General features: G+C 46.6%; 19 protein-coding genes. 9 read left to right on the top strand and 10 right to left on the bottom strand.

Annotation, left to right across the window (positions count from 1 at the left end; genetic code table 11):
- Window positions 1-6: 6 nt before the first annotated feature.
- Window positions 7-543 carry a flavodoxin domain-containing protein gene (locus tag NWE96_01360; GenBank protein ID MCW3982626.1) on the bottom strand — a complete coding sequence of 179 codons (537 nt, stop codon included), beginning with the start codon at window positions 541-543 and terminating at the stop codon, window positions 7-9.
- A 169-nt stretch (window positions 544-712) separates the two neighbouring features.
- The gene (locus NWE96_01355) at window positions 713-1099 is read right to left on the bottom strand and encodes a NifB/NifX family molybdenum-iron cluster-binding protein (GenBank protein MCW3982625.1); all 387 of its coding nucleotides are present in this window, start codon (window positions 1097-1099) and stop codon (window positions 713-715) included.
- Window positions 1100-1192: 93 nt separating this feature from the next.
- On the opposite strand from NWE96_01355, the gene NWE96_01350 reads away from it, so the two are divergent.
- Both NWE96_01350 and NWE96_01345 read left to right on the top strand, forming a co-directional pair.
- Window positions 1193-1762, top strand: coding sequence for an Lrp/AsnC family transcriptional regulator (locus NWE96_01350; protein ID MCW3982624.1), 570 nt, complete (start codon window positions 1193-1195; stop codon window positions 1760-1762).
- Window positions 1763-1774: 12 nt separating this feature from the next.
- Entirely contained in the window at window positions 1775-2725 is a 951-nt protein-coding gene (locus tag NWE96_01345; protein MCW3982623.1) for an MBL fold metallo-hydrolase, read from the top strand.
- A 9-nt stretch (window positions 2726-2734) separates the two neighbouring features.
- Here NWE96_01345 and NWE96_01340 read toward each other — a convergent pair whose 3' ends face one another.
- Window positions 2735-3481: a ZIP family metal transporter gene (locus NWE96_01340; protein MCW3982622.1), complete on the bottom strand. Its 747-nt coding sequence runs from the start codon at window positions 3479-3481 to the stop codon at window positions 2735-2737.
- 101 nt (window positions 3482-3582) lie between these two features.
- Between NWE96_01340 and nikR the strand changes: the two genes are divergently transcribed.
- Entirely contained in the window at window positions 3583-3972 is a 390-nt protein-coding gene (gene nikR, locus NWE96_01335) for a nickel-responsive transcriptional regulator NikR (protein MCW3982621.1), read from the top strand.
- A 14-nt stretch (window positions 3973-3986) separates the two neighbouring features.
- On the opposite strand, the gene NWE96_01330 is transcribed toward nikR, so the two are convergent.
- From NWE96_01330 to NWE96_01320, 3 genes are all read right to left on the bottom strand, one after another.
- Complete coding sequence (locus NWE96_01330) at window positions 3987-4766, bottom strand: AAA family ATPase (GenBank protein ID MCW3982620.1); 780 nt, start codon at window positions 4764-4766, stop codon at window positions 3987-3989.
- Window positions 4767-4997: 231 nt separating this feature from the next.
- A complete protein-coding gene (locus NWE96_01325) occupies window positions 4998-7286 on the bottom strand; it encodes a hypothetical protein (protein ID MCW3982619.1) in 2289 nt (762 codons plus the stop codon).
- A 14-nt stretch (window positions 7287-7300) separates the two neighbouring features.
- Window positions 7301-9667: a hypothetical protein gene (locus NWE96_01320; GenBank protein MCW3982618.1), complete on the bottom strand. Its 2367-nt coding sequence runs from the start codon at window positions 9665-9667 to the stop codon at window positions 7301-7303.
- Between the two features lie 106 nt (window positions 9668-9773).
- Here NWE96_01320 and NWE96_01315 point away from each other — a divergent pair, with 106 nt between their 5' ends.
- From NWE96_01315 to NWE96_01305, 3 genes are read left to right on the top strand one after another with little or no spacing between them, the layout of a single operon-like run.
- Window positions 9774-10199: a cobalamin-dependent protein gene (locus NWE96_01315; GenBank protein MCW3982617.1), complete on the top strand. Its 426-nt coding sequence runs from the start codon at window positions 9774-9776 to the stop codon at window positions 10197-10199.
- 20 nt (window positions 10200-10219) lie between these two features.
- Window positions 10220-11131, top strand: a complete 912-nt coding sequence (locus NWE96_01310) for a tetrahydromethanopterin S-methyltransferase subunit H (protein MCW3982616.1) — start codon at window positions 10220-10222, stop codon at window positions 11129-11131.
- A 44-nt stretch (window positions 11132-11175) separates the two neighbouring features.
- On the top strand, window positions 11176-11577 hold the full coding sequence (locus tag NWE96_01305) for a DUF1616 domain-containing protein (GenBank protein MCW3982615.1): 402 nt from the start codon (window positions 11176-11178) through the stop codon (window positions 11575-11577).
- On the opposite strand, the gene NWE96_01300 is transcribed toward NWE96_01305, so the two are convergent.
- Together NWE96_01300 and NWE96_01295 are read right to left on the bottom strand one after the other, a co-directional pair.
- A complete protein-coding gene (locus NWE96_01300; GenBank protein MCW3982614.1) occupies window positions 11545-12927 on the bottom strand; it encodes a radical SAM protein in 1383 nt (460 codons plus the stop codon). The two genes, NWE96_01305 and NWE96_01300, sit on opposite strands and share 33 nt — an antisense overlap.
- Window positions 12928-13042: 115 nt before the next feature.
- Window positions 13043-14428: a cobalamin-dependent protein gene (locus tag NWE96_01295; GenBank protein ID MCW3982613.1), complete on the bottom strand. Its 1386-nt coding sequence runs from the start codon at window positions 14426-14428 to the stop codon at window positions 13043-13045.
- A 207-nt stretch (window positions 14429-14635) separates the two neighbouring features.
- Between NWE96_01295 and NWE96_01290 the strand changes: the two genes are divergently transcribed.
- Window positions 14636-15817 carry a GNAT family N-acetyltransferase gene (locus NWE96_01290; GenBank protein MCW3982612.1) on the top strand — a complete coding sequence of 394 codons (1182 nt, stop codon included), beginning with the start codon at window positions 14636-14638 and terminating at the stop codon, window positions 15815-15817.
- Window positions 15818-15907: 90 nt separating this feature from the next.
- Here the strand turns inward: NWE96_01290 and NWE96_01285 are convergent, their stop codons facing one another.
- The gene (locus NWE96_01285) at window positions 15908-16810 is read right to left on the bottom strand and encodes a hypothetical protein (protein MCW3982611.1); all 903 of its coding nucleotides are present in this window, start codon (window positions 16808-16810) and stop codon (window positions 15908-15910) included.
- A 367-nt stretch (window positions 16811-17177) separates the two neighbouring features.
- On the opposite strand from NWE96_01285, the gene NWE96_01280 reads away from it, so the two are divergent.
- Both NWE96_01280 and NWE96_01275 read left to right on the top strand, forming a co-directional pair.
- Window positions 17178-18413 (top strand): DNA primase small subunit PriS, encoded by a 1236-nt coding sequence (locus NWE96_01280; protein MCW3982610.1) that lies wholly within the window; start codon window positions 17178-17180, stop codon window positions 18411-18413.
- A complete protein-coding gene (locus NWE96_01275; GenBank protein MCW3982609.1) occupies window positions 18414-19034 on the top strand; it encodes a hypothetical protein in 621 nt (206 codons plus the stop codon).
- Here NWE96_01275 and NWE96_01270 read toward each other — a convergent pair.
- Window positions 18997-20040, bottom strand: coding sequence for an archaeosortase/exosortase family protein (locus tag NWE96_01270; protein ID MCW3982608.1), 1044 nt, complete (start codon window positions 20038-20040; stop codon window positions 18997-18999). The two genes, NWE96_01275 and NWE96_01270, sit on opposite strands and share 38 nt — an antisense overlap.
- Between the last annotated feature and the right edge of the window lie 92 nt (window positions 20041-20132).

Below are 20132 nucleotides of genomic sequence, written 5' to 3'. Positions count from 1 at the left end.
AGTAAACTAGATGAGGCATGCAATACGCCTTGAATCGTCTTTGATAACCTGCAACTGTTCCGCTGTAGGCATACCCCTCACGTCGCCCAATCGACCCTGCGTGCTATGTTCAAGGGAACCGTGGAATTCACTTAAAACGTACCATTCATCAAGTACAGTGAAACCCAAATGCTCGAAATACTGCCCTATGTCCTTGCCCACAGGGGTTGCCTCAGCGATTCCAGTGTGAGGCCCAGAGTAAGTTACAAAGATCAGCGCGTTTTTGCCTGGCACTTTTGGGGCTGAGGGCTTGATTTTACCGTTTTGGCGGTACTCGGCAAATTTTTTCTTCAAAAAGTTAGTGACAGGTTCGGGGGGATGCCAAGAATACGAGGGACAGCCGACACAGACCAAGTCATAATCAAAGAAGTCTAACGCCTCGGCTTCTTCAGGCTTCTTTACGGTAACCTGCAAACCTGCCTCGGTTAGACCCACTTCGATGGCTTTGGCGACTTTTTCTGTATTGCCAGTTTTAGACCAATAAACGATAAGTGCAGTTTTCACGCTAAACAACTCCCACAATCTAATTCATTGAGTTGCTTTTTTGGGTTGAGGTGTGCTGGGTTCTGGCGAGTGCTTGAATTTTGGGGATTACTTCAAGTATAGGCGGGCAGCTGCTGCCCTTTTGGTGTTAATTTGCTCGCCAGAGACCATTCAGCCCATAATTTGCCGCTTAGTGGGTGTGGTGGTGTTCGTGTGCATGTGGGCAACCGCCAGTTAATGGCGTCAGTTTGCCCTCTTTAAAGTTAGCAATTACCTCGCTGACGGTGCTGCCGTGTGCTTTTAGCACCATTATTCCCGCATTCTGAAAACTGTGCAGCCCGCCTGGTCCCATAGCGCAGGCTATGATTACGGTGGGTTTTAGTGCGAGCAGGTTTTCGTGTGGGTGGCCTGTGCCGCCGAGGTGTTCTCCTGTGTTTGGGTCGATTTTTGTTTCGATGATTTGGCCGCGTCCGTTTAGGTCGATGGATGCGAAGTAGGGTGCTTTGCCGAAGTGGGAGGCTACTTTTGAGTCTAATCCGTTTTGGTCTTCTACGGGTATTACGATTTTTTGGGTCACGATTATCGCCTTTTTTGTTAGATGCTGACTGTTTAATCAGTAAACCATATTAATAGTTTATGTTTAGAAAATAAACACATAAGTGAATTCAAAATGGACGAAATAGACCGAAAAATAATCAGCCAACTCCAAAAAGACGCCCGCACAACCCTAAAAGACCTCGAAAAAATCACAGGCTTCACCAGCATGGGCATCAAAAAAAGACTCAACAAACTCGTACAAAGCGGCGCCATAAAAAACCAAGCCCTAATCAACCCCACCGCCTTCGGACTCACACCCGCCATGATACTGCTAGAAATGGAAGACTCCAAAGCCATGCAAGACATCATGAACCGATTCCGCGACTGCCCCCGCGTAGTCCACTTCTTCAAAACCATAGGCGGATACAACCTCATCGCATTGGTCATAGCTGAAAACCAAGACACACTCGACAGCATATCCGTAGAAAAATGCTCCCTCAGAAGCAGCCCAGGCATCCGCCGATCAGAATTCTACCCCATAAGCCAAAACGAATTCTCACAATTCCTGCAAATCAGAGAATACCTAACCCACAAAGGCAAAGACAAAGCACCCTGCAAAGTCGACTGCTGCACATGCGCAAGGTACGAGGCAAAAAAATGCGTCGGTTGCCCCTCCACCGTGCATTACCGAGGCACCCTATAAGAGGCGGCGGATTTGGCGGCTGCAACGGTCAAGCTAAAAGAGGCAAAAAAATTAGAGATAACTTCTTTAATGGATAACACGGTTGATTTTCTTTCCAGCAGCAATCGAACGGAAGTGCAGTCGCTTTGGCAGTGGGCGGGGCGGTCGCGCTCAGAGATGCCGTTTGCGGAGCATGGTTTCTCGATGCTCATCAGAGTCTTTAGCGATAAAAAAGTGCATTCTATCCTTTTCGACACAGGCATAAGTCCAGAGGGGGTTGTGGAGAATGCCAAGCGGATGGGGTTAGATTTAGGCGAGGTCGACTACGTGGTGCTTTCTCACGGGCACTATGACCACTTCGGAGGCTTAAACTCAGCCCTCAAAACAATCAACAAAGAAGACCTGCCGCTTGTGACCCATGAGGACATGTTTAAGCGCCGAGGAACCAAAGGCTCTAAAGGAGAAATCCACCAGTACCCACCATTCCCAAAAACAGCTAAGGCGCATTCAAAAATCATCAACACAACAAACCCCCTACTGATTGCCTCAGACCTTGCTTGCGTAACCGGAGAAATCCCCCGAACAGTAGAATTTGAAAAAGGCCTAACTAACAGCCAAATTTTCAGCAAGGGCACATGGCAGCCTGACCCGCTTATTGCAGATGAGCGCGCCATAGTTTTCAACGTAAAAAGCAAGGGGTTGGTGGTTATTTCTGGCTGTGCCCACGCAGGCATCATCAACACACTAAAGTATGCTCAACAGATAGTGGGAGTCAAAGAGGTTTATGCTGTGCTGGGGGGCTTCCATCTTGCGGGCAAAGAATTTGAGAAAAGAATCGAGCCCACTGTTGAGATGCTAAAGCAGTTCAGCCCAAAAATGATTGTGCCTTCGCATTGCACAGGGTGGCGTGCACTTCACCGCATTCACCAAGAATTTCAAGACACATTCGTATCAAACAGTGTTGGCAACCGGTATTTACTCTAGTGCACTTGGTTACTCTAAAAAGAGCAAAAGAATCATCGGAACAATCCCCAACACTAAAGCAGCTAGTTGGAAGGCGGATTTTTTGGGTTCAGGCTTATCCTTGCGCAACTCTGGAATCAAATCTGACCCTGCAATGTAGATAAAGTTGCCTGCTGCAAAAGGAATCAAAAGCGGAACAAACCCTTCAATGACCGAACCCAAAGCAAGCGCAATTATTGCACCTACAACAGCAGTCAAAGCTGTTAGAAAGTTAAAGAACACCGCTTTCTTTTTACTAAAACCTCCGTAGACAAGCACGCCAAAGTCCCCCATTTCCTGAGGTATCTCATGGAAAATAACCGCGATTGTGGTGGCTATTCCGAGGGGTATGCTGGCTAAGTAGCTGGCGCCGATGATTAAGCCGTCGATGAGGTTGTGGACGCTGTCGCCAAAGAGGTTCATGTAGGCAAAGGAGTGGGGGTGTTCGCCTGAAGTGGGTATGTGGCAGTGGCGCCATTGGAGGAAGCGTTCTACTGCAAATGATGAGAGGATGCCTGTTAGGATTATGAGGCCGGTTGTGGTTTCGAAGCCTGTTTCGATGGCTTCTGGGAGGAGGTGGAGGAATACGTCGCCTAATAGGCCGCCTGCGGCGAAGCTGACGAGGTATATGAAGGCTTTTTTGAGTTTTGTTTCTGATACCCACAGGAAGGATATGCCGCCGAGGGCTATTGCGCTGACTGCTATGACGCTTAGGATGGTTAGTGCCCATTCGATCATGGTGATCAAGGGGTCGTTTAACACAAGACAGTTATTAAAAAGTTACTAAAATCTTAATAAAACCTTATATTTCTAAAGCACCAATCTTAATAAGACCCAAAATGAGCATCATCAGCCTATCCATCCCAAAACCCCTCATAGAAAAAATCGACACCTACATAAAAGAACAAGGCTACGCAAACCGCTCCGAAATCGTCCGCCAAGCCCTAAGAGCATACCTCTCCGAAGCCAAACGCATAGAAGAACTCAAAGGAAACATAACCGCCACCATAACCATAATCTACCAAAAAGGCCACCGAACCAGCGGACAAACCACGGATAGCCAACACCACTTCAACAACGTAGTCTTAACTTTTCTGCACACCCACATCGAAGAAGGAATCTGCATAGAAGTAATCGTAGCAAAAGGCGACTGTCAGACCATCAAAGAATTCATAAAAACTTTAAAAACTAACCGACAAGTAGCTGAAGTAAAAGTTACCCTGCTCTAACAAAAATAAGAAAATTAAGAGGGTTTACTAAGAAGACTCTCACAGATTTTATCGATAACTTGAACCGCTTCGATTTCTTTGTTCTTAAGCGGAGTCACCCCCAACATGTCGGACTCGATGACTTTTTGATCCCACGGAACATAAGCAAGAACGCTGATACCGTTTTGGTCTGCAAAATCTTGAATAGCTTGTTTTTGGGTGTCGTTCATTACTCGGTTGCCGATTAAGTGGAGGTTTTTCATGCCTGCTGCTGAGGCGAGGTCGTGGATGTGTTTGGCGATTTCCAGCGACTTCAAGTTAGAGTCTGCAACGATTAAGAGATGGTCGACTTGTCTTGCTGTACCTCTCCCGATGTGTTCAACGCCTGCTTCAAGGTCCAAAACTACGGCTTCGTTGCGCTCCACCACAAGATGCCTAAGCAGAGCTCGGATAACAGCGGTTGGTGCACACATGCAGCCTGCGCCCATCGATTGCACGGTGCCCATGACTATGAGGTTTGCGCCAAGCGGGGTTGGTACGGAGTATTGTTTGACTATATCGTCTACTGAGAAGTTTAGGTTGTAGATATGTGAATAGCCTGTGCTTGTTTTTGACTCTACAAGCGGCTTATTTTCTGAAATGGGCACTATTTTGCGGGTTTCTTCAGCTGAAAGCCCCAGAGTTAAACCCAGATTCGGCGAAGAATCCGCATCAATAGCGATAGTTTTCAAATTTCTCTCGGCGAAGCCTCTGGCTAATCCGCCTGCGATGAGGGTTTTACCTACTCCACCTTTACCTGCAACAGCGACTTTCATAACAATCACAAACTAAAGAGAAATCACGTGCCGAATTAATTTACGTTTCTTATCACAGAAGGTTTTTTGATTATTGCGTGTTTGTGCAGAGAAGCATCCGTTTTTGGTTGCCTTATACTTGAATTCAAGGAAACACAGCAGACACCGTGTGGCAGAGAGGCACTTTAGCGAAACGGAAGTTTTGTTCTATATATAAGGGAGGGGGGTCAGTGGCAGAGCAACAAGTGCGGGTTATGTTAGGATTTTAAAGATAACGTATCGGTCGTTAGAGTAGACTTGCTGGAGCATTTTGCTGTGAATCATCTGTGTGTCAAGTTGGTTGCGGTCATAGACGATGAAGCCGATGTTGTTTTCTCTGATGTAGCTGCTGAAGTCGCGGGGTTTAACCGTGACGGACGTGTGGTAACTGAATAGACCTTGTAGTTTGTCGCGGTTAAGTGTGGGGTAGCTGCTTTTGGACAACGTTAGGGTGTCGTAGGAGGCAGAAACTGTCTGGTTTGGAGTTAAGTCGCCAAAGTTGTACTGGAACCTTACCGCGTCAATCTGTCTGTTAGCTCCAGAGCCAATGTTTCCCCATGCGGGCACCTCGTTGAATTGGAAGGCGTATCCTATCTGGTTGGTTTCATCGTAGAGGCCAATGTACTTCTCAGATAGGTCGGTGCCGTTGAAGAATGCTACCGTCCATGTTGTGTCGCTTTGGGTGATTTCTTTTGGTGCATCGTAGGGGTTAACCCAATCCATTACGCCAGGCACGTCGGCTTTTTCGAACTTGTACTGTAAATCGAAAAGTGTTGTGAGGTATAGGCTGGCGTTTTGGATTTGGCTCTTTATTGGGGTGAGTGTCCAGTTGACGTTGAATTTGTAGCTGTCGTTTTCGGCGATTATGGTTTTAGTTAAAACTACATCGTCGTTGCTGAAAACAAACGTTATGCTCATAGGTAAAGAGGCATCGTTGAAAGTGATTTCTTTGCTTAATTGAGAAAGTGGATACTCACGGTGTACGCCGTTTAAGGTGTAGTAGAGGAAGTCCCCGCTTCCTGAACTATACGAAACTCTGCTCCAAATTTCATCCATAGACACATAGAACTCGTTAAGCGTATCGCCTTTTGCTTGGTAAGCCTTAAGCATAGTTTGTGTATGCTCCAATTCGTAAGCCAAAGTCAACACAGCCTCCGCCATCTCCATACGCTGCACCGCCAACTCCGTCTGTGCCGTCACGTTTTTGCCTGAGAACTCTTGGAACCAGAAACCTGGAACCGCTGTCGTTACCACATTCATCGGGGCGGGGTAATGTGTTTTTAGCCAGACGCCTGCGTCGAAGGCTTTTAGGTCAGTGGTGGAGTAGTAGACGCTGGCTTCCATGATTCTGCCATAAACGGTGTCGACGCGCACAACAACAACCGCGGAGAGACCAACTATTAACAGAATCGAAACGACTTTCACCCAGTTGCGCCTAAACGCGGCTCTGTGATTAATGTAGAAAACCTGCGTTTTATTCGCCAAAAACACTACGGTAACTGCAGCCAAGACCACAAGGGGCGTTGTGATGTAGTAGATGAACCACGCGAAGGGCATGTAGAAGCCGACGAGGTAGGACTGGGAAAAGAAGAAAGGCACAAACAAGCTAAGAATCAAAATGAGCCAGTAGAGGGATTTTTTCTGTTTTTTAAGCAGATAAAACGAGACTCCCACGCCTGCGAGCCCCAAGAAAAAGATGAAGCCAAAGTTTGTCATAAACGAGCCGAAGCTCACGGCGGGGATTTGGTAGGCGTAGGTTTTGATGGCGAAGAACACGTATTCGATTACGAGGTCAAGGTAAGCGAACATGGCTTGGAAGTAGTAGAGGAAAAACGCTATGCCGCCGCCTAATGCTAAGGCGACGACTACTTTGAGGTTTTTGCCCCGAGACTTGATGAGCATAAACAGGAGTACTGGAGGCATGATGAAGGCTGCGAGGAACGCCGCCAATTGATGCGACAAGACAAGGCCGAAGGCTGCAAAAAACGCAACCACCACGTACCCCAACTTATCCATAGCCAGAGGCGTATAAAGAAGCACCAAAAACATGAACGCTAACGCCAAAACTGTGGTGTACCCGCCAAACTGGTTAGCTTCAAAAACTGGGAAACACAGCAGCAACAGAATGGCAGCTGTGGCGCCGACTTTTCTGCCGAAAAACTTGCTGCCCAGCAAATACACAGACATAAAGAGCAGCCAATTAACCACCACCGTTAAAATCCGAAGCATCACAATGTATTGAGCCATATCCACTGAGCCGCTTATGGAAATAATCATAGCCAGCACAATCTGGTAGAGTGGAGGCGTCCACCCCAAGTTTGCGAGAGAAATCTGCTGGGTGTTGAGGAAAATCTGGGCTTTTTCGAGGTGCACTGCGGGGTCGTTGCCTAAAACTACGCCGTTCATGGAGATGACTGCGTAGAATAGGCTTAGGATGATGGCTGAGAAAACCGCTATGAAGCCTACTTCAAGTTGCTTCTTGTTCTGCAATGCATCTAGCAAGCGTCTACTTCACCCTAAGCGAGGTTGCTATTTACCTTAAAGATTGCCACTTCTTCGTTAATAAATACAAGGCTAAAGAGGGGGTCATCGACGAACCGTGGAAGATGCTCAGGGTTGTTGAAAAGAATAACGTAGGAAACCGAGCGAGCAACAAGCTCCTTTTGATAATCGAAGATTGCAAAGTCCGATTGCCCATTGGCAGGTAGCTGTTGAAGTTTGTTTAGTTGTGCTTGGGCGTTTTGGGTTACCAGTTCTTCAAACGTTAATTCTCCAGAGCCTGTTTGAGCGTATTCTTCATCTGTGTATTGATAAGTGCCCATGTAGAAACTGAACTCCACCTTAGTTTGCAAATCCAGAGTGTACTTCAACTGCACTGGCGAATAATCCTTGCTTGCATCAGAGGGCATTATGTAGTCGGGTCGCGACTGCGGATTAATGAAACTTAGTTGCCCCAAGGTTTTCATGCCCGTATCGACTAACCCCAAGTTTGAATTGTCGGCACCTATGACAGGGGCAATGGAGCTCTTAGTATGAAGACTGTATCGCAAAGAGACAAAAGCAACGTTTGGGTCGGTGGCGGTTAAGGTTACAGTCAGGTTAGCCATAGCCGATTGCGCGTAAACAGTTACTTTCTGTGTGTAGTTGAACAAGCCATTTCCATGCGTTACCACTATGGATTGGGAGTTCAGTGTACTCTCCATATGCATATCCTTGACTGGCACATCTGACAAATACACTATTTGGGTGTCAGTTCCATTCTGAAGCATAATTTCAATTTCGTCGTTGTCAAAGTTAAAAAACGGATAAGGATAGTATTCGTTTCTGATTTTCGCTAAAAACTCTGGGTTATGTCGCCCAAGATACCCGCCATCTTCCCTGACCTGTACATACCCATTGTCAATTATGTAATCGGTGTCCAGAAGGTTTCTTGCAAAAGTGGCGTTGTCAACTTCGCGGTTAAGCGACAAATACTGGGGGTCAACTCCACTTAACGTGGGACGCTGAGCAAACCCCCCAAACCACCAACCATACTCGGCGTCAGCTACGAATACCGCGTTTGAGGCAGTGTTCGATTTAGCCCACTGTAGCGCCTCCCAACCCTTTGTGTTCATGGTTTGATAGAAACTCTGAATCGACAGACCAACATTTGTAGAGGACGGAGTCATAAAAATAGGTATAGCGACGAACGAAAAAAGAAGGAAAAACAGAACAAACGCTGAATAGAGATTCTTTCTTGTAAGGTTCAAAGAAAAACGATAGAGCCTCAGATGCGACACTCTGGGGGCGCGTTGAGTAAACGAGCGGTATGTGTCGATTATTTTGGCGAAGGTTTCCGAGCCGTAATCAATCAGGACACCTGTGAACATTATTAGCGGCAGAACCAAAAAGTACAGAAACCGATTGTAATCAAAAGGAATCCTCACCAAGTATCCTTGGGTGAAAACTAAGCAGACAAAAACCCACACACACAACAAAAACGCGGGAAGAGCCAGCCATCTATCGTAGAACTTTTTAGAGAGAATTATAAACGCAGGAATCAAACCGAAAAGCGGTATCACTATGGAGAGCGGCAGAACCCGTGCTGAGATGGTGGCGCTTCCAATAACGCTTGAGCCAGAGGAACCACTGAGATATGCGTTGTCGCTTAAGTATGCGGGCACAGCCTGAGCGAGAAAGGGCAAAACTAAAACTGCGCCCAACGCGATTGGCAGAATCCAGTAGAACGCGGTTTTTCTTGTTGTCGCCAAAGTTTTTGGGGCAACCAAAACGATCAGCAAAGTTGCAACCGTTATCGCGCCAAAGATTCCCACACTAAGTGAATGCGTCAGGAATAGTGAGCCCACCAAAATTGAGGTTGAAGCGATGAAAGGCAATTTTGAGAAGCGTTCTCTTTGCAGGTACAAGTAAAAAGTCAGAGGAATCAGCATGAGAGTGATGACGTTTGGGTATCCTGCCCACATAATCATCTCGATGTCAAACCGCGAAATAGCCACAAGCACCGCAACGATGCAGGCTGCGGAGGTAGACCAGATTTTCTTAGTCAACAAAAAGGCGCATAGTACGGTAAGCGAAGAAAATAAAGCCACAACCAACGCGTGAGCCACATATTCATAGGCGCCAGTCATGCCTGTTAGCAGCATTACGCTTGAGGTGAAAATGTGGTAGCCTGGGAAAGTAAGCGAAACTCCGCCGCCGATATGATAGTAGTTGTAGAAGAAATCCGCTGGACCAGACCCAGTGATAGAGTAGATGACGCTATTATGCAACCCTATATCTGCACCAGGCGGAAAACCTTCCCTAAACATCAGAAGTAAACGGTAACAAAACGAGAAAGTAAAGATTAACAACAGCACGATGTGAGTTTTGTTTGCTTGATGCATTTACTTTCCCTTAATATGCATACTTTGGATTTGTGAGTAAAAGGTTAAATATGGATTTCGAGTATAAAAGCCCAGAGTATCAACCAAAAAGGAAAAGGTGTTTAATATGTCGTGGCTTAAATCTATGATGGAAAAAGAACCACCAGAACCAGAGAATCCCTTAGGCATTGTCGTTATCGGCAACATCGAACCAGACATGCATGACACAGCAAAAGAAGCAGTCAGACGCAGTCTAAAACGTGCAGGCTTCAAAACCATTGACGCAGGCAAAAGTGTTGCACCACAAGTTTTCGTTGACAAAGTCAAAGAAAACAACGCAAACCTCATCGCACTCTCAGTCAACACTGTCCCAGCAAAGAACAACCTCGCAAAACTAGACGAACTTCTCAAAGCAGCAGGCCTCAAAGACAAAGTCGGCATCATCATGGGCGGAGCAGCAGTCAAGAAAGAAGACGCAGACGCATTCGGTGCACTCTTCGGCAAGAACAAGGAAGAAGCTCCTGAACTTGCAAAGAAAGCACTCAAGAAATAATTCCATCAGAAGTGTAAAAAATGTCCTTTAAATTCAACACTCCACAAAAAATATACGAGATTGGGAACATCAAAATTGGCGGTCAACCAGGCGAGACCCCGACTTTTCTAATCGGCTCCATCTTCTGGCTCGGCCAAAAAATGGTCCAAGACGCCAACAAAGGCATCTTTGACGCCAAAGCTGCAGAAGACATCATCAACCGATGCCAAACCCAAAGCGACATCACCGGCGTAAAGTTCGCACTAGACATTGTCGGCACAACTGAAACAGCATTCGAAAAATACATCGACTTCGTCCCGAAACACACTGACGCACCACTCATGCTCGACGCAATGAGCCCCAAAACACGTATGGCAGCCGCCAACTTGGCAAAGAAAATGGGCTTAACAGACAGATGCCTCTACAACTCAGTCTACAAAGGCGTAACAGACGCTGAACTTGCAAACCTAAAAGAAAGCGGCATCAAAATGTCCATTGTTCTAGCTGACGATCCAAAAGACACAACCCTTGAAGGCAAAATGAAGGTTATCGTAGAAGCCTTAGCATTAGCCGAAAAAGGCGGAATCACCAAACCACTCATCGACACAGCCATCCCCGCATTCGAACCAGACATGGGCACATCCGTCAGAGCCATACCCATCATGAAAGAAAAGTATGGTCACCCAGTCGGATTAGGCAGCGGCAACGTTGTCACAACCATGGGTTGGGTTAAAGCAAACATCGCCAAAGAATTCCGCAAAGGAACAGTTTGCTCAACAAACACCATCATGCAGATGGCAGGCGCAAACTGGCTCATGATCGGTCCAGCTGAACAAGCAGAATGGGTCTTCCCAGCCGCAGCAATCACAGACACATACATCGCATCAGCCGCAGCAGATCTCGGAACAAGACCACTCGAAGAAACTCACCCAATCTACAAGGCGTTCATGTAAACTCCTCCCTTTATTTTTCTTTGTTTAAAATAAAATCTAAAAAAGTGCTCACCCTGAAACCGCTAAGATGGTTAGAACTCGTCTTCGGATTCACCGTTTTAACACTACTCGCCACTTACCTTATCCCAGGAGACTCCGCTTTAGTCGGCGTCAGATTTGTCCTTGGCTTTGTTTTCATAGTTTTCCTGCCAGGGTACTGCTTAGTTAACATATTATTCCAAGGCAAAAACAAGCTTGACGTAATCGAAAGCTTTGTGCTCTCTGTAGCCTTAAGTTTCGGTTTAGCAGGTTTAATCGGTTTATTCTTGGGACTATCACCCATCGGAATAAACTTTCTCTCCATCACCATATCGCTTGCAGTAGCAGTACTGGTGCTCGCCGCTGTGGCGTACCTGAGAAAACGCAGCGAAAAACTACCAGTACTTCAAGTGGAGAGCGCGCAGTAGATAGGCGCCTGAAGTTTTCACTGCGGACTTGCCGTATGTTCCGCCCAGTCGCATCATATGCAACACGTAACCTGGACGCAGATAGAATTGCTGATACGCCTTGTACCTGAGTTCCGCGATTTTTGTCATGCTTAACTGTGGCGTTTCAAAGGTGGGTCCAGCGGTGTCAAAACGGTCAAAATCATTCACACGTAACCAACCGTTTTTCACTACCTGATCATACATCGGTGTTCCCGGATAAGGTGTAGCAATGTAGAAACCCACATCTTCGGGGTTTAGTTGCTGAACGAAGCGGATGGTCTGTTTAGCGGTTTCTTCAGTTTCGCCAGGGAATCCTAAGACGACGTTTGCGATGGTCATTAAGCCGACTTCGTGAGCTGTTTTGAATGCTTTGCGTGTTTGCTCGAGTTTTATGCTTTTGTTCATGGCGCCTAGAACTGCTTCGGAACCTGACTCTACACCCATCCAAACCGCGATGCAACCTGCATCTTTCATGGTTTTCATGAGTTCGCGGTCTACCATGTCTACGCGTGTGCCGCAGTCCCAAATCAGCTTGAGCTTGCGGTTGTGAAGTTCCTCACATATCTTGAGCACACGAGTGCGGTCGACGCTGAATGCGTCATCGTAGAATGTAACTTGGTCAACGCCATATTTTTCGTGCACAAACTGCATTTCGTCAACCACGTTCTTGGCGCTACGCATGCGATATCCACGCCCAAACATGCGCACTGTACTGCAGAAGTCACACCAATACACGCAACCGCGGCTGCTTACTAGTGGAATGAGGATTTTGCCGTTGTGTTTGAGTTTCTCTATCGGCATAAGATGATGCGCTGGAAAAGGCAAACTATCCAAGTCCTCTATGAATGGACGGTCGGGGTTGCGGGCGATTCGCTCACCGTCGCGGTAAGTTATGCCCAAGACACCCTTGAGTTCACGGTGGTTTTCGAGTTTTTCTGCAAGTTCCAGCAGAGTCTCTTCGCCTTCCCGCCGCACCACAACATCCAGGGCGGGATACTCTTTGAGGGCGTTTTCATCCCAGAAAGTTCCATGCGAACCGCCAAGAATCGTGACTGAGTTAGGCTGCACCTCTTTAGCGATAGTGAGTATGTTCATGGCGGATTTATAGAGCAACGTGGTGGCGGTTGCGCCGATGACGTCTGAGGGTGTCTGGGCGATGCGGGTTCGGAAGGTTTCGTAAGTGAGTCTTTCGGCTTGGCAGTCGATGACTGTGACTTGGTGCCCTGCTTTTTCAGCGACAGCACCCAAATAACCGATGCCGAGCGGTATGAAAGGTGGATGGGAGTGGACGCTTGGCGGGTATGGCGGGTTAACTAGAGTTATTTTCATGTTGGGTTAGCCTTGACGGGATTTCTAAATGTTGGAACCCATATAACGCTTTCTTAAACAGAACAAAAAAAGCTGCGTTAACATTTTAGATGAAAAATAAAGCCAAGAAAAGGGTTTAGGAGAGTTTTATGTGCATCGCACGCAAAGCGTAAGCTGCAGAAGTTTTGAGTCCTGAGCGGCCGTATGTTCCGCCTCGGCGCATCATCTTGAACACGTAGCTTGGGCGAAGATAGAATTTCTGATGAGCTTTGTACTTGATTTCTCTGAGGCGCTCCATGCTTAACTGTGGGGTTTCGAAGGTCGGGGTTGCGGTGTCGTATTTGTTGAAGTCAGTTACGCGAAGCCAACCGTTTTTCACCACTTCCTCATACATGGGGGTGCCCGGGTATGGTGTGGCGATGTAGCAGCCTATGTCGTCAGGGTTAAGTGAATTGATAAAGTTGATGGTTTCCCACGCGGTTTCCTCTGTTTCACCAGGGAAACCGATGACTGCAGAGGCAATGGTCATCATGCCTGCTTTCTGCGCCATCTTAAAGGCATCTTTGACTTGTTCACGGTTAATTTTCTTATGCATCTTCTCAAGGATTTTTGTTGAACCAGATTCGACACCGAACCAAACCGTAATGCAACCCGCTTTATGCATAATTTCCAACAGTTCTTTATCGACTGCGTCAACACGGGTTTCACAGTCCCACTCGACTTTTAGCTTACGGTCCAAGATGTCTTGGCACATGGCGATTGTGTGGTTGCGGTTTATGGTGAATGCGTCGTCGTAGAATGTAAATTGGCTTTCTCCGTACTTGTTGTGGAGCATTTCCATTTCGTCTACGACTTTGTGGGGGTTACGGACGCGGTATCCTCGACCGAACATGCGAACTGTGCTACAGAAGTCACACCACTGAACGCAGCCGCGGCTAGTGACCAGTGGAAAGATGGTTTTGCCCATACGGTGAAACGCATCAATCGGCAACAAGTGATACGCTGGAGAAGGCAACGAGTCAAGGTCCATTAGGAAAGGTCGGTCTTCGTTGCGCACGATTTTACCGTCTGCGCCACGGAAAGTGGTACCTAACACGCCTGAGAAATCCTTTTTAGATTGCAGCCTCTGCAGAAGCTCCATAAAAGTCAACTCGCCTTCTCGGCGGACGATGACGTCTATGCTTGGACACTCGTTGAGGGCGTTTTCATCCCAAAAAGTTACGTGGCTGCCGCCGATCATGGTTGTAGCGTTGGGGTGTTCCTGTTTGGCGGCTTCCATTATCTGTTTAGCTTGGTTGTAGAGCAGAGTAGTTGAAGTTACACCGACAATGTCAGGTTGCTCTTTGCTTATGCGTTGACGGAACGCTTCAACGGTGAGGCGTTCAGCTTGGCAGTCGATAACGTTGACTTGGTGTCCTTCCCGTTCAGCCACTGCGCCAAGGTAAGCTATGCCCAGTGGGATGAATGGGGGATGTGAATGTGCGTTGGGGGGATAAGGGGGGTTGACGAGGGTAACTTTCACGTGTATACGCCCTGATGTAGTGAATGGATACAACGGTGGAACAAAATATAACGTTTACGTAAAAATTGTAAGGTATAGGACGGGGTTATTTTTAGGAAAAGTTTTACAGACGAACAATATATAGACCAGTTATAAGGTTACAATAATTAGATCTTTTGTAAAACGTTTTTTTATTACAACGTCATAATTGAGAAAGGTTTAGTAAACATGGTAACTGCGCTCGAAAAGATGATGACAGTTACAACCGATTTGCTAGCTTCAGCTGAAACTTGTTTTATCCGTGTTCTCAAAAGTATTGAAGAAGTAAACCAGATAAAAGAACAGTTAAATGACTTTATAATCCGCAACAGTGAAAACCCGTACTACCTTTACAGTTTTATCGAACAGTTTTATGGCTCGGCAAAAAAATTAAAAGAAGAGCCACTCATCTTGATTGGTTTTATTTCTGAAAAAATAATTGGAATTGCCCCACTATCCATTTGTAAGGGGAAAATACTTCGAAGTGCAAAGTTCCTCACGGGGCGAGATTTTGACTCCGATTTCCTTGTTGAAGACGAATACCGAGACGAATTTATACATTTAATAACTGATTTCTTGTTCAAGAAAGCTGGATGTAACATCATAGATTTCACTATGCCTACAAGTACGGTGAATTGGGAGTCTTTGAAAAAGGCAAATGATAAACTCGGAAATCATTACATTTTTGCGCCTTCAGAAGGCCATGCCGTCCTCCCGCTCATAGGAACATGGACTGAATATGAAAAAGCAAGAGGTCATCATTTTAGAAAATCCTTCAGAGCAATCGAGCGAAAAATGTCATTGCTAGGCGAATGGAAGGTTATTTATAAAACTGGAAAAGACAACTTTAATGAAATATCCAGATACATACTGGAGATTGAAAAAACAAGTTGGAAGCAAGACTACCGCAATGATAAAGGTTTGATGAAAGATGAAGGTCTTTTTGAATTATTAACGGCTGCATCAAACACACCTTTAGATCAAGGTTTTAGCTGGAATGTTGCCTTTTTAGAAATTGCAGGCAAAAAAATCGCCTATAGTTTTTGGTATGAATACAAGGATACAGCATTTTTCAGTAAAACTTCTTTTTGTAATTCTTACAAAAAGCTGTACCCAGGCGTTTTCTTAAATAATGAAGTTATCCGCGAGGTTTTTAATAAGAGCGAAATTAAGCAGATTGATTTTATGACGAATCTTCCGTTTCATGCCCGATGGAAGCCAACAGTAGTACCGCGAAGAAGAATCATAATATCAAAGAGCGCCACCCCAATTGTAAGTCTAAAAATTCTCCAAAACTCCTATGTTTTGCCTGTACGACAAAGAATTGGCAAAATCACAAACAACATCCTAAAACTTCCATTTTTATGGTAGACGGTAAAAAAAGGACCCTTAGAAACTGATTTAGACGACGCTAACCTGAATCAGTTACAAGAAAAACAAAAATGGAAAGGGAGAAATTCCCTATTTGTAGAGTGCTTCCCAGCGTGCAAAGAGGTCTAAAACTTCGTCGCCGCCGTGGTCTTTGAGGAACTCGCGGGTTTCTTTGTCAGCTGCGGCTTCTTTCTGGAACTTCTGGATGTACTCCGCTTTCTCTGCCAAGAAGATGATACCGTCTACGCCTTGTCTTGCCACGCGGGTTGCAACAGTCATAATCTGCTTGGTTGGTGCAACGGTGTCCCAGGTTTCGTTGGGGCCGCGAACGTAGAAGTTGACGAAGACTGGTTTCTTTAGTTGACTCTTGAAGCCTCTTGCGATGGTTTCCCAGTACCAGGGTGTTGGGTATGCTTTGCTGAACATGGGGATGACGAAGTAGTCGGCGTATTGTGCCATAGCTTCGAAGTCGTAGCCAAAGCGTACTTTACCCATCAAGGGGTCAGGTAAACAGTTAACGAAGAGCGGTTTGCCGCTGACGATTTCTTTAACTTCCGCTAAAAAGTCAGTGACGGTTTTTGCTCTCCATTCTACCCAGCTTAAACCGCTTTTACGTTGCTGCTCTATGCATCTTGGGCAGGTGCAGAAGCCTTGGTCTGCGAAGTGTTGGCTGCTGATGCTTATGCCTGGGGTTAGTCTGGCGCTTTCTTTGATGATTTTTAGGTTGTATTCCCGTGCTTCTGGGTTAGTCATGCAGACGACGTCCCAGCGGAGGTTGAAGCGCTTGTTTGTGCGCAGAGCTGGACCAAAGGAGCTTACAGATACCCAGTCTGGGCGTTGTGCTGCCATGTTGTTGTCGCCGAAAACGGCGATGTTAGTGTACATTTGGGGGTTTGCTTTACCGACTATACCTGATTCTGATTTTTGGCGGTAAAAGTTGTAATCGACGCCTTCAACAGGCTCGGGTTGATAGAGAAATACGCCGAATTTCAAGTTTAATTCACCATTGTTTGTATCTTTTTGTATGGAATTGGCTTAGCGAGTTATAAGCTTTTGCAGTTAATCTATGGGTTTGTGCTTTTTGGTTGCAGACGTGTTTGTTTTTGCGTTGTGAGAGCGGGTTTACTTGCTGGGGCATTTTGGGAAGGGGTTTCTTGGTGAATACTCCCATATTTAGGTGTGCATACGCTTCCGTATACTTAACCACGAGGACACACCGCTGCTCTGCCGCCTCCTCCTCTCCCTTATATAAAGAATCAAAACGTGTTGAAGTTGGGTAAATAAAAAGCGGTTTAGAGCGGCGTCGGTTATAGTTTAAATGGTTGAAACCCACAATACCATAAAGTAACAGGGAAAGCTCATGGGGTTAGATTCTCGCGAATACGTATACGAAAGGTTTAGCGAATTCTACCGTGACCCCGCCAACGCTGTCCCCGCGCCGCCCCTTCCGCATCAACGCGAATTCGGCTACCTCACCTTCAAAGACAAATTCATGGTCCGCCACCGCCGCTTCGAGCAGATCGCCAATTTCCGAGCCGTCCTCGCCGACACCGTTCCCTCAGACGTCTACCATAGCTGTGCCTACTACGAGAACCCAGACTTTGACATGGATAAAAAAGGCTGGATAGGCAGCGACATAGTTTTCGACATAGACGCCGACCACATCCCCACCCGCTGCAACAAAATCCACGACGAATTCCGTTGCGCCAAATGCGGGTTTGAGGGCAGAGGAATCACGCCTGAAGAATGCCCCTGCTGTGGAGGAACTAAATTTCAGACAAAAATCTGGGCCTGTGACCTCTGCATAGCGTCTGCCCGCGACGAAGTCGCCAAACTGCTCGATATGCTTGAGAAGGATTTCGGGTTTTCTCAAGATGAAGTTCGAGTGTTCTTTTCGGGCCACCGCGGCTATCACGTGCACATCGAAAGCGAAGTGGTGCGGTCGCTGGATGCGATGGCACGCAAAGAAATCGTTGACTATGTGACGGGGTTGGGTGTGGCTGTTTTAGAAAAAGAAGACAAAGAGCAAGGTGCTAGACGCAGAAAGAAGCAATCTAAAAAGTTTAATCTTCACAATTATGGCTGGAACAGACGCTTAAAAGTGGGCATGCAAACTTTTCTAGAAACTGCGTCTGCAGATGACCTTAAAGAGGTCGGGTTAAGAAATAAAGCTCTGCTGGAAAGAAAAGACACGATTATCAAAAGAGCCATCGCTGAGGGTAGATGGGAAAGCATCCAAGGTGTAAGCGTGCAAACTTGGCTTAAACTAGCCGAGCACATCCGAGAAGTGCAGGCAGCGAAAATCGACACCGTCGTCACCACCGACATCCATCGACTCATCCGCATGAACGGCACCCTGCACGGCAAAACTGGATTAAAAAAAGTCGAGTTCAAACCTAAAGATTTGCAAACTTTTGACCCCTTTACTGGGGCAGTAGCTTTTAAAAAGGGCAAAGTGAAAGTGTTGGTGTCTGACGCGCCAGAGTTCAGGATGAGTGGGGAAACGTTGGGTCCATACAAGAACCAAACCGTAGAGTTGCCAGTTGCGGCGGCGGTTTTGCTTATTTGTAAACGTAGAGCTGAGGTGGTACCCTAAATGTATGAGCAACTTTATGCAGCGTGGCGCCGAGAAATCGAGGACCCCTCACTTGGAGGGTTGCCGCCTGACTTTTACGCAAAAATCGCAGATTACTTAGTGCATATCAAAGAAGAAGCCAGTAAACCAGCAGAAAAGAAAACTGTGAAAAGTAGCCTGCTTGAACATGAAGCCCACAACGTGGAGCGGATGCTTAAGGAGCTGCTGGATTTAAGGTACAGAAAAATCCTCAAAACCATCACGCGATTACACAAAGCACCGATTGAGTTATTGGCAAACGAGGAAGCAAAAATGTGTGAAAGCTTTGTAGGTTTTGCTTCTGCATACGAACAGTTTGCCAAGAACCTCATGCAGGGACATCAAGCGCCTATTACAGTAACGGTTATCCAAACCAAACCCATCACACAAACACCAGAAGCGCCCAAACCCGAATTCAAACCACCCACCCACGTAACCCATAAACGCTTAACACTGCGCTTCACAAAAGCCATCCCAGCCATCATGGGCGCAGACATGAAGTCCTATGGTCCCTTCCAACCTGAAGACGTTGCTTCCCTGCCAGCATTAAACGCGCAGATTCTCATCAAGCAGGGTTTAGCGGTTCTGGTGGATGTCGCCTAAACTTTTGCCAAGCCATCGTTAACCCCAAAATAAGCAGCGGATAGGCGACTATCCAGGTCATGGCGTAGAGGGGACCGTAGTAGAAGTGGAAGTTCTGCACTTCGATCGAGTTTACACCGTGCTGCATGCCAATCGTGAATATGGTGACTATGCGCAGAACGTTGATGAAATAAGTTACTGCGGCTCCGAGGGCGAAGAAGCCGATTTTGGCTTTCCAAGAAATCTTCATACCCTTCAGAAAGAGCAGTGCCACTGCTGTGAAGATGAGGAGGCTTTCTATGCCTGCGCAGGGCCAGGCGATGGCGAATTTGGCTTGACCTAAAGCGCCTGAAACGTCCAATGTAGGCATGCCTGTGCTGGCTTCAAAACCTGAAACAACCGTGTAACCCATTAGACCTAAAACGCCTGCGGCAAGCGAAGCCGTTGTGGGGACTAGCAGTTGGAAGGGTGTGAATTCGCCATATGGATAGATGTTGTCGATTGTGTAGAGGACGCCAACCAGCATGGCGAAAAGGGCAGGTAAAGCAAAGCTCCTTAAGCCTTTTTTGCCGAAAGCAACAAAAGAAACCAAACAGAAAAGCGCCGCGAACGCCAAGTATTCAACTGCAAGCGGCATAGAGTTGGCGAATGCAACTCCGCTTTGAGCGGACAAGTCTGCTATGGCAGCGTTTAACCCCCCAAACTCTAAAACCAAATATAGTGAGGGGAGCAAAAGCACCAAAGCGTAAACGGCTATGTTAGTTTTGTTTTGTAGGTTGAGTTTTGTTTGGATGTTGTCCCAGCTTAGGATGAACTCGAGGGCGATTAGCCAGAGAAAGAACATTTGGAAAGTTCTGCCTTTCCACATCAACTCAAAAGACGCCTGAACCGAAACATTCAGGTAAGTGTCCAAGGGGTTTAGTAGGTAGAGCGCCGCTAGAGGCACCGCGAACGATAGAAGCGGTAGAACTTTAATCAGAAACCCACTGTAACGTGTTGCTTTGAGCTGGGAAGGTTCCTGTTTCAAGCCGAACACACCGTAACTCATTCGTTGCCGATTTAAAAAACACTATGGCAAAAGCGCCCGCTAGCACAAATTGGTTATGAAAAGGAAAAATT

Source organism: Candidatus Bathyarchaeota archaeon (assembly GCA_026014685.1).
Lineage (GTDB): Archaea > Thermoproteota > Bathyarchaeia > Bathyarchaeales > Bathycorpusculaceae > Bathycorpusculum.
Note: the sequence above shows the minus strand (reverse complement) of the source record. Positions and strands in the feature narration are given on the sequence as shown.